The sequence below is a fragment of the Sphingomonas sp. CFBP 13728 genome, assembly GCF_014841895.1.
In the GTDB taxonomy this organism is placed as follows: Bacteria; Pseudomonadota; Alphaproteobacteria; order Sphingomonadales; family Sphingomonadaceae; genus Sphingomonas.
Window position 1 is genome coordinate 79188 of record NZ_JACYUS010000009.1, and the last position, 9824, is coordinate 89011.

Annotated in this window: 11 protein-coding genes and 2 pseudogenes; 5 read left to right on the plus strand and 8 right to left on the minus strand. The window is 61.7% G+C overall.

All coding sequences use genetic code 11. The features are described 5' to 3' along the window. Positions 1-74: 74 nt before the first annotated feature. Positions 75-626 carry a sugar transferase gene (locus tag IFT67_RS19590; RefSeq protein WP_244647597.1) on the minus strand — a complete coding sequence of 184 codons (552 nt, stop codon included), beginning with the start codon at positions 624-626 and terminating at the stop codon, positions 75-77. A gap of 131 nt (positions 627-757) precedes the next feature. On the opposite strand from IFT67_RS19590, the gene IFT67_RS19595 reads away from it, so the two are divergent. After that, positions 758-940: a hypothetical protein gene (locus IFT67_RS19595; protein ID WP_192239771.1), complete on the plus strand. Its 183-nt coding sequence runs from the start codon at positions 758-760 to the stop codon at positions 938-940. Between the two features lie 172 nt (positions 941-1112). Here IFT67_RS19595 and IFT67_RS20810 read toward each other — a convergent pair whose 3' ends face one another. After that, entirely contained in the window at positions 1113-2510 is a 1398-nt protein-coding gene (locus IFT67_RS20810) for a sugar transferase (protein ID WP_244647599.1), read from the minus strand. Between the two features lie 694 nt (positions 2511-3204). On the opposite strand from IFT67_RS20810, the pseudogene IFT67_RS20815 reads away from it, so the two are divergent. Together IFT67_RS20815 and IFT67_RS20820 are read left to right on the plus strand one after the other, a co-directional pair. Continuing rightward, a pseudogene (locus tag IFT67_RS20815) lies at positions 3205-4068 on the plus strand (S9 family peptidase); the annotation flags it as partial. Between the two features lie 303 nt (positions 4069-4371). Continuing rightward, positions 4372-5058, plus strand: a complete 687-nt coding sequence (locus tag IFT67_RS20820) for an alpha/beta hydrolase family protein (protein WP_244647622.1) — start codon at positions 4372-4374, stop codon at positions 5056-5058. Positions 5059-5099: 41 nt separating this feature from the next. Here IFT67_RS20820 and IFT67_RS19610 read toward each other — a convergent pair. Together IFT67_RS19610 and IFT67_RS19615 are read right to left on the minus strand one after the other, a co-directional pair. Continuing rightward, positions 5100-5399, minus strand: a pseudogene (locus tag IFT67_RS19610) (lasso peptide biosynthesis B2 protein); the annotation flags it as partial. A gap of 271 nt (positions 5400-5670) precedes the next feature. Then, positions 5671-6300 carry an SMI1/KNR4 family protein gene (locus IFT67_RS19615; RefSeq protein WP_192239773.1) on the minus strand — a complete coding sequence of 210 codons (630 nt, stop codon included), beginning with the start codon at positions 6298-6300 and terminating at the stop codon, positions 5671-5673. Positions 6301-6509: 209 nt separating this feature from the next. Between IFT67_RS19615 and IFT67_RS19620 the strand changes: the two genes are divergently transcribed. Both IFT67_RS19620 and IFT67_RS19625 read left to right on the plus strand, forming a co-directional pair. Beyond that, positions 6510-6707: a hypothetical protein gene (locus IFT67_RS19620; protein ID WP_192239774.1), complete on the plus strand. Its 198-nt coding sequence runs from the start codon at positions 6510-6512 to the stop codon at positions 6705-6707. A 204-nt stretch (positions 6708-6911) separates the two neighbouring features. After that, positions 6912-7175, plus strand: a complete 264-nt coding sequence (locus IFT67_RS19625) for a hypothetical protein (RefSeq protein ID WP_192239775.1) — start codon at positions 6912-6914, stop codon at positions 7173-7175. 42 nt (positions 7176-7217) lie between these two features. On the opposite strand, the gene IFT67_RS19630 is transcribed toward IFT67_RS19625, so the two are convergent. From IFT67_RS19630 to IFT67_RS19645, 4 genes are all read right to left on the minus strand, one after another. Next, the gene (locus IFT67_RS19630; RefSeq protein ID WP_192239776.1) at positions 7218-7595 is read right to left on the minus strand and encodes a hypothetical protein; all 378 of its coding nucleotides are present in this window, start codon (positions 7593-7595) and stop codon (positions 7218-7220) included. 52 nt (positions 7596-7647) lie between these two features. Then, on the minus strand, positions 7648-8016 hold the full coding sequence (locus IFT67_RS19635; protein WP_192239777.1) for a helix-turn-helix domain-containing protein: 369 nt from the start codon (positions 8014-8016) through the stop codon (positions 7648-7650). Positions 8017-8039: 23 nt separating this feature from the next. Next, the gene (locus tag IFT67_RS19640) at positions 8040-8342 is read right to left on the minus strand and encodes a type II toxin-antitoxin system HigB family toxin (protein WP_192239778.1); all 303 of its coding nucleotides are present in this window, start codon (positions 8340-8342) and stop codon (positions 8040-8042) included. Positions 8343-8449: 107 nt separating this feature from the next. Then, the gene (locus tag IFT67_RS19645; RefSeq protein WP_192239779.1) at positions 8450-9442 is read right to left on the minus strand and encodes a site-specific integrase; all 993 of its coding nucleotides are present in this window, start codon (positions 9440-9442) and stop codon (positions 8450-8452) included. Positions 9443-9824 lie beyond the last annotated feature (382 nt).

Here is a 9824-nt window from a genome sequence, read left to right on the forward strand (position 1 = left end):
ACGTCAACAGGGAGAAGCCCTGTCTTAGTAAGCGTTCCGATGAAGCAGGACGTGGAACGTCAGCACGATGATCTTCAGGTCGCGCCAGATCGACCAGTTTTCGAGGAATTCGAAGTTCGCCTGCAACCTGCTTTCCAAATCGGCCTCGACCAGCGTTGCGCCGCGATACCGCGCATTTGCGCCAAGCCGGTAAGGCCTGGCTTGGCAGCATTGCGGTGCCAGTATCGCTGCTCGACTTCCCAGAACAGCTTATCGGCCGCGCGCGATCTCAGCGCATGCGGTCGCGGCCCCACGATGCTCATGTCGCCACTCAGAACATTCAAAATTTGAGGAAGCTCGTCGATGCTGGTTCTGCGGATGAACCGGCCGACCCAAGTGACGCGGTCATCGTCGCGGCTGGTCGATCGATGTCCCGCACCGTCGCTGCCCTCTACGTACATACTGCGGAATTTCTTTATCCGGAACAGCTGGTTGCTCCGGCCAATCCACGTCTTCGTAAACAATATCGGGCCTGTCGAGTCGCGCTTCACCAGAATGGCGATAACGATGAACAGCGGCAGCAGGACAAGTAGCGCAGCACCTGCCAGCGTGATGTCGAAGGCACGCTTGACGCAGCGATCGACCAATCCGGGCGGGCCGTTGGCAATTATCAGGGTCGGTGCGTCGCCATAGCTCGCAATGCCAAGTGGGCGAGCATCTCGAGTTCAGGCCGTGTTCCGCCGAGCAACAGGGTATGGACGCGCTTGTCTAACTAATTATGGCGCAGGGCGGGTTCGGGATCCTCGACGGCATGGAGCAGCAGTACGGCATTCCGATCATGCGCAAGTTCGTGTCGTCCGGAGACTTTGTCGTCACGCCTCCCACAGACCGATATGTCATGGTGGTGCCGGGCAACGGCGCACCGATTTCAGGGTACCGTCATGGGCGACGCATTACCTGATCCTGGTCGATTTGAATCCGGCCGATCAGGCGTCCTTATGATCGATGGACGTTGGGCGGACCGGTGGTAGGGTGACTATCAGTCGCGAACGGGTAACCGTTGACCACTGACCGCCCTTTGCCTCGGACTATTCCTGCGCCTAGCGGCGAGGGCGTACCAAACCTTGGCCGCCTTAGAATGCGTTGCGGTGGAGGAGCACGCGGAACGTCATCACGATGATCTTTAGGTCGCGCCAAATTGACCAGCTTTCGAGATATTCCAGATCCGCGTGTAGGCGGTTTTCGAGATCAGCCTCCACCAGCGTCGCGCCGCGATAGCCTCGAACCTGCGCTAGGCCGGTAAGGCCGGGCTTGGTCGCATGCCGGTGCCAGTACCGTTGGTCGACCTCCCAAAACAGCTTGTCAGCCGCACGCGAGCCCAACGCATGAGGCCGGGGCCCGACGATACTCATGTCGCCGCTCAGTACGTTCAGGATCTGAGGTAGTTCGTCGATGCTGGTCCTGCGGATGAAGCGGCCGACTTTGGTTACCCGATCGTCGTCGCGTCCGGTCGACCGATGGCCGGCGCCGTCGCTGCCATCGACGTACATGCTGCGAAATTTCTTCATCCGGAACATCTGGTTGCTCCGGCCAATCCGAGTCTGGGTGAAAAATATGGGGCCAGGGGAGTCGCGCTTGACCAGCAGTGCGACGATCACGAACAGTGGCAGCAGTATGAGGAGCGCAGCTCCCGCCAACACGATATCAAAGCCGCGTTTCACGCAGCGATCGACCAATCCCAGTGGGCCGTTGGCGATGATCAGGGTTGGGGTGTTTCCATAGCTGGCAATGCCTAGTGGGGCTAGTATCTCGAGTTCGGGGACGAATATCTCGCCCTGAATATTGGCCCCCTTCAACGCGTGGGCCCAAGCGATGCGCCGCTCTGCAGTACAGGCGACAATGACCCGGTCGGCATGCGCGAGCGATGTCGCCAAGCGATCGTACATGATCGGATCATGGCTTTCCGGATCGAAGATGCCGTCCATCGCCATGATGACAGAAAAGCTTCCGGCCGGGATCGGCGCGTTGCCATCGCGCAACAGTACGACGCTGAAGGGCGTTCCGCCGATGATGGCATTCAAATGCCGCGTGAAGAGGTAGCGACCGATCGAAATCGTCGCGATCGTGAAAATCGAACCGACCGACACAATAAACCGGGGAAAGGTATCCGTCGCCTTCATCGTGAAGGCGGCGAAGATCACGACGCAGATCGCTAGCAGGAACCCCTGCAACCCCTTGGCTATCGCCCTGAAGGGATCCTGCGTATTGGCTGGAGCGTAGGCATGCGCATTGGCTGCCGCGATCACGTAGGTCGGCAACATAACGACCAGGATGAAAGACCAGTTCGACGCGCCGAGAACGCGATCCCGAAGGAACGCCGCCAGCCCGAAGCTCAGGCCGATGCACGCGATATCAAGCGTCAACAGCCCCAGCACCATGCGCATTCGCAGCGTCGTTGCACGGGGTTGCCAGGCCTTGCGTATCAGAGAGGGCGCCATGACAGGCGTGCCTTGCGAGTGTTCGATACTCAACCGATCGACTTTCAAAAATCCATTAGCCCACGAAACACTACCCGATAGGCCGTCGCTGGCGCATTAGATCAGTTTCAATGCAATTAGAACAGGATTGCGCATGGTGGCGTAAGGGAGCGTGCCGAACCGAGCGTCGACGCGCATGCACGCACGACGGTTGCACTTTTCGGCAGTATGCCGGAACGGCGGGTTCGGCATACTGCCTTATCCAACAGCGGATACGCCGCGTTGCCCCGACCGGTTTCGACGGGCAAAATGGCACGGAATTGGATGCCTTTGCTAATAACGTGCCCGATTAAAAATGCTAGCTGAAGCAAAGGCTTTTGCGCGCGAATGAGGCTCGGGCAGACGAAAAATTGCCTGGCAAAATTTGTCAATGCCAACCAAGGGAATCGAGTGCTGCGGTCATGGCCTTTTCTCGGCCCATTTCATCGCGCCCGGACTAGACGTATCCACCTAGTCCAATTGTCTAGCGCCATCTGCTCCTCCGTCAGCCAGTACCAGTCGCTCATCCTAGGTCTCCTCACGGAGCCTGATTCGGATCGTACCTGTTACATCAATGGGCCCTAACCCTAGTTCGGAATACATCGACGGGCCCGACGCCCGTCTCACGATTGCAATTCCTCGCCTTGGCTTGCGACGACTGGGCAACACGTTAAGCGTCATGGGTATTGCCGCTTAATTGGAGCTTTCGATGCGCCTGACCTTTGCTGCCGCTCTCCTCGTTGCATCCGCGGCGCCGACATCGGCCCAGTCGCTTCACCAATATGGCGCCCTCGCGCTTTCGCCTGGGGGCGACCGGATCGCGACGGTCGAGAACAGCGGTGCGCGGGGCGTGGTGACGATCCGCAGCGTCGCCGACGGGCGGGTGCTGCGGACGATCGATCCCTGCGCGACGTGCAGCTATTCGGGGCTGACCTTCACGCCGAGCGGCGACCTGGTCTTTCTGGTGCGTGACGGCACCGCGAGCACCGTGCGGCTGACCTATGCCGATGCCAGGACGACGCGCACCGTCGCCACGATCGCCGGCATCGCGCAGACGCCGCGGGTCTCCCCCGACGGCAAGCGGATCGCGCTGCTGGTCACGCTGGGCGCCGCCAAGGAATCGGGCGCGACGCAGGCCGGCGTGCGGATGATCGGCGAGATCGGCGAGAAGAGCGACGAGCAGCGCCTCGCGGTGTTCGACATTGCGAAGCCAGCCACGGCGGTGACGCCGCTGTCGCCGGCAGGGCGCTATGTCTACGAATATGCCTGGACGCCGGACGGTAGCGGGTTCGTTGCGACGACCGCGCTCGGCAATGGCGACAACAATTGGTGGGTGGCGACGCTCGACGCGATCGATGCGCGGACCGGCGCGGTGCGCTCGATCGCCAAGCCGGCGACGCAGCTCAACCAGCCGCGCGTGTCGCCCGATGGGCGGACGGTGGCCTATATCGGCGGGCTGATGAGCGATTTCGGCTCGATTGGCGGCGACGTCTTCACCGTGCCGCTGGCGGGCGGCAGCCCGCGCAATATCACCGCGGGCGCGAAGTCGACCGTGACCACGATCGACTGGACCNCGCCCGGTCAGCCGGTCGTGCCCGGTTTCGCCAAGCCGGCAAGCGTCAGCGCAGGAGACGGTCGCGCGGTATTCTCGGCCGATGGCCGCATCGCCGCGGCCGTGGTGCAGGATTACGAGCATGCCCCCGCGATCTATGCGGGACCGATCGGGGCGGTGCGTCAGCTCACGCACGACAACGACGCGGCCCCCGCGCTCGTGACGGCGCGCAGCATCAGCTGGAAGAACGAGGGATACGACGTGCAGGGCTGGCTGCTCGCACCGCGAACTGCGCCCACGGGCCCATCAGCGGGCAGGGCACCGATGATCACGCTCGTCCACGGTGGGCCGTCCGCGGCGTCGACGCCCGGCTATCTATCCGAGAGCTCGTTGAACGCCGCGCTGCTCAAGGCGGGCTATTACGTCTTTCTTCCCAATCCGCGCGGCAGCTACGGGCAGGGCGAAGCTTTCACCGCCGCCAACAAGCGCGATTTCGGGGGTGGCGACCTGCGCGACATCCTCGCCGGCATCGACGCGGTCGAGCGGATCGCGCCGATCGACGACAAACGTCTGGGCCTCGGCGGGTGCAGCTATGGCGGTTTCATGGCGATGTGGGCGAATACGCAGACCGATCGCTTCAAGGGCATCGTCGCGGGCGCCGGTCTGTCGAACTGGGTGAGCTATTACGGCACCAACGGCATCGACCAGTGGATGCTGCCGTTCTTCGGCAAGTCGATGTACGACGACATGAAGGCCTATGAGGACGTGTCGGCGATCTACCAGGCCAAACGCGCGAAGACGCCGACCTTCATCTATGTCGGCGAGCGCGATATCGAGGTCCCACCGACCCAGTCGATCGAATGGTGGCATGCGCTGAAGGATCGCAACGTGCCGGTGAGCCTGGTGATCTACCCCGACGCCGGGCACTGCGTGGCGGGGCCGGACCAGTCTGCGGACGTCCGCCAACGCGCGATCGCCTGGTATGACCGCTACGTGAAGACCGCGCGCTGAGCATTCCCCGAAACCCGTGCGCCAGCATAGGCGCCCGGGTTTCAGACGAACCGCGCGACCTTGGTCAGTGCCGGATTGACCGGATAACCGGTGACGTTTAGCCCGCCGGCATCGGGCCAGGCGTGCGCCTCGAGTGCCGTGCCGGTCGGATCGCGCACGCCGAGATGCAGGACGCTGTCGATCCCGCGACGTTCCAGCATCGCGCGTGCGGCGATCGCCTGCTGGAGGCACAGCGTCCGGAATGGAAGCCACGGCGCGACCGCACCGATCGCCCAGCAGATCGCGAAGATCACGTCCGCCTTAGCTTGCGGGGTGGGCGGGGCAGGGGCGGGCGGGGCAGGGGCGCCCGCTCGGCTATGCGGTGCGAGGGGATGCCACCCAGCTGGCGGGCAAGGACCCTGAACGGCAACAGGCTGTGCAACCGTGCGACCAGCAGCGCCGCACTAGCCTCGAAGATCAGCCCCAATCGGTACGGGTCATGCCCGACGCGGTAAGCAGCTTGCGGCGGAGCGACGACATGCCCTTCTCCGGCGATCCCGGCGGACCCGCGATTCGCATGCCCAAGGCATACCGGTCGCCGTCAACGCGGTCCAGCCATGCACCTATGACCCGTCATACCGTCGATTGCGGCGTGCGATATTCCATGTCGAAATGGGCCAGCGGCGGTTCGGCCTCGTCGTCGAGCGGAGGGGCATGCTGCACGGTTTCGGTCAGCCAGGCGGCGATCCCGGTCCCCAGGACACGCCGCTCGTCCTCATCGGGACCCATCAGGATGACCTGCCCGTAGGTCCCGCCTTCGTCCGGTGCCATGTCGACCGCATAGAAATTGCCTCCTCCATCGATCGCGAAGGGCAGCCAGCCAGGTATCCAATACGCCGCCTGCACGGGATCGCCCTCCCGCCGGGTGATCCCGTCGTTCATCGTATCGCCCTGCTCCTCGAGGACTTCGGTCCAGTCGCGATACGCCGCCAGCGCGGTCGCACAGGCCATGAAGTCGTACGAACCGAAGACCGGGCTGATTACGGTACCAGGGGTTGGAGACGCGATACGATAGCTGTCCGGCTGGCCATTCGCACGGCGCCACAACGCGCGCAGATCATCGGGCAGGCGATAGCCCGTCTCGGTCTCGATCGCAGCGAGATCGGCCTCCGGCGCGGGTGGGTTCAGGAAATGCTCGATCGCGAAGCCATGGCCTGCATGAAATTGCGTCCATGCCGCCCAGGCGGTGGTCATTCCGGTCATACTACTCTCCCGATCGTGTGGAGTACGGACGTTGCGCGCAGCCTTATGCAACGGTCTTGCTCCGATCCAGCAGGTCTTCGAGCCACGGGTCGACGATCGCATCGATCACCAGATGGACGCGGGTGGTCGTGCCGGCGTTGGCGACCGAGTGCGGATCGGCCAGCCGCAGCTACCAGACCCTCCCGGCCACCATCCGAACGTGGGCGGAGATGACCGGCAAGCTGCTCGTCACCTCGAATGCCGGCGATCTCGTCGGCTGGACGATACGGCTGCTGTTCTCCGCCTCCGACGAGGAGAGTACCAATCGCTCACGCCTCTGGTACGTACTTCACCCTTTGCAACGCATCCCAAAAATGTTGAAGCGACGCAGACTATGCAAACAAAAAGATAGCCGGCAGAACGAATGAACTGACGTACTATAACTTCACGAGATTGTTCGAGAATCGTATCTGCTCCGATTGCTCGAATACATAAGCGATCGAATGTCTTGGAAGTCCGGATTCAGACGGATTCCGATAACGCACGCCCTTAATCCGTACTGTCGCAGCAACCCTTGATGATTGTGATCGTTTGGCCGGAGCAGCCGAACTGGCTGATACCTGGAGTGACCTATGATTAAGAAACTGACCCTTGCCGCATCGGCTTTCGCCCTCACCGCCCTGCCGGTTGCAGCAAGCGCCGCCCCTGCCGCAGCAACTCCTGCCGGGTCGCTCTCGCTCTCTTCGGTTCGCGCAGGTACGCCTACGTCGAAGTCCAGCAAGCTGGCCGGTCTTCAGGATTCGAGCATCGTTCCGATCGTTATCGGTATCGGCATCATCGCGGGTGTAACGTACCTTATCGTCGACCACGAAGACGACAACTCCGACAGCAACTGAGTAAAATGGGCCGGCAACCCCGGCCCATTTTATTTATTATGTTCAGCCAAGCTTATTTGACGCGATTGAACGCTTGGGTTTCGTCGGTTGTACCGCACGTGACTTGGATTCCAGTTCAGTCGAGCGTATTTTTGAAACCTTACGTGGTTTATCCTGTCGAGACTCGCTTGGTTTCGGGCTAGACGCGCCGCCAGAGCCCATAGCTTCCAAAGCTGCTACACGACGGGTTAAAAGATCGAGATCAAGCTTTTCCGGAGTAGCTTGCAACTCACTGACCTGTCGTTCCAATTCATCGATACGCTTGATGGCGGCTGCAATTCGTACCCGCGCTTCAATCTGATCAATGTCTATCGCGATTGGATCCTGAGCAGCCTTCGCTTTTGCAGATGGGGGTGATGATGTCTGATCGCAGCCGGTCAACAGCGATCAGGCACGCCAGCGACATGATGCATCTAGGGAAATATGCCATGTTCTACCCCTTCGCCAACGCATATTCCTGCACAAGCACCTTTTCAGGGACGTGCCACGCTCCGGCGATCTTGCGGATCATGGGGAGGGTGAGGGCACGATGCCGCGCCAATATCTCCGTCGCGCGCGACTGCCCGATCAGCGCGGCGAGTTCGGCACGGGTGTAACCGTTCATTTCCATCGCCGCCTCGAGTGCGCGCACCGGATCGAGCGGTTCGATCGGCCAGCGCCGGCTTTCATACGTCTCGACCAAGGTTGCCAGCACGTCGAGCCGATCGCCCGCCTCCGTGCCGTCTTCCGCGCCCCACAGAGCCTCGATCTCGCGCAGCGCCGTTTCGTGATCCTCGTCGGTCCGGATAGGACGGATATGCATCGCACCATCTCCAATATGCATGATCAAAACAGGCTTACCGTCAGGGCATCGATCTTGTCGTAGTCCGCATGCGTCCCGGCGAACTTGATGAAGGCGATCGACCGCCTCCAGTCGAACGCCACCACCATGCGGTAGTCCCCGCCGGCAACCTCGAACCGAACCCGCCCCCCGTCGAGCGACTTGGCTTTCGAAAAGTCCGCGACGACATCTAGGGGACTTTTCCACGACGCCGCGCTGGCGACCTCATACCAATGCCGCAAAGAGGCTTCGGTAGTCGGGTGCCTTGCCCAGAACGCGATCAGCCGGTTCCTGGCAATGATCCTCATACCGTCGAGCTAGCGTTTCCCGTAGTGGGAATCAACGTATTTTCCCGCTATGGGAAACCGGGCACTGTGCGTCGCATATATAAGGCCTGACCGATCCCGCTTGGCCGCTATAAAAAGCGTTCGCCGGCATGATCGCGGAACAGTTCGTGGTTACGGACATAGTCGGACAGGATCTCGAGCGACTTGTGCCGGCTGACTTCCTTCATCTTGAACACCGTCGCTCCTTGCCGCGCCGCCTCGGTTAAAAAGCCGGCACGCAGTGAGTGCCCTGCAACGTGCGCCGGATCATAGCCAGCGGCTGCGGCCCGCGCCTTGACGACCAGCGCCACGCCGCGATCGCTCATCGGCTTGGCCGTGATCCGCCCTTGGGGGGTCAGCTTGCGGAATACAGGGCCATCGCCGAACCCAGCACAGGCGATCCACGCCAACAGCAACGCCTTTGGTCGGATCCGACGGCCCTCGGGCACCGCGATCGTCGCGCCTTCGCCTTCCTGGTCGGTCTTCGATTTGCGGATCGTGATCAACAACCCATCAGGCGTGATCGCGACGTCGTCGATATCCAGAGCGACCAGTTCGGATCGCCGCAACGCCGCAGCCATGCCGATCGCGAGCAGCGCCCGGTCGCGCACATCGCGTATGCTGTCACCATCACAGGCACGCAACATATCGCGTAGCATGTCGCCGTCCGCGGCACGCTTCTGCACTTTCTTGACGCCATGGGTGCGCCGGATCCCGGCCACAACATTGCGGATCGCGATCGCACCCGCCTGTTGCTGCGGTGGATCCAACCCCGCCTGCGCATGCATGTAGCCGATTGCCGCCAGACGCCGCCCGATCGTCGATGGCCGTGCGCCGTCCTGCGCCTCGCCTGACAGGAAGATCGCCACTGCGCCAGGCGCGGCCGGCAGCGGATCAATCGCGTGCGCCGCACACCACGCGAGAAAGATGCGCCAATCCGATTCATACGCACGCCGCGTCGCTGGCGCACGCGCTGCGGCAACGTAGGCCCGTGCGGCTTCAATCTCTTCGTCCAACAACAACGGGATCAACGGTGTCGACGAGATCCGCGTCAGCGCGGTGTCGTCGAGGTCGTCGCTCATGCGCAATTGCTCCAGCTTGGGTCGCACCGGGTGTGTGCACCAAGCGCGCATAGCAATTCCGCGATATTGTGCCCAGATCCTTTATTCCGAGAATGCCATTTATCGGAATAAAGAACTGGTCGAGTTGAGATAGGCCTTGGTGCTAGGTAGCCATGCGGTTGGAACTGAACGCAAGCCTGCCTGATGATTAAGCTGGCATCATCTGTGCCGGCTTCGGAAGGAGCTTGCCAATTTGCAAAGGTTTTAGGCAGTGGCGGCAAGGGGAAGCTCGTCTTTAGCGCCGTTCGGGTTTTTGGGACGTAGGCGGTCTAGCTTAGGGTCAGGACCCATTGATGTGAGAGGCGCGATCTGATTCAGGCTCCGTGAGGAGAGCGTGGATGAG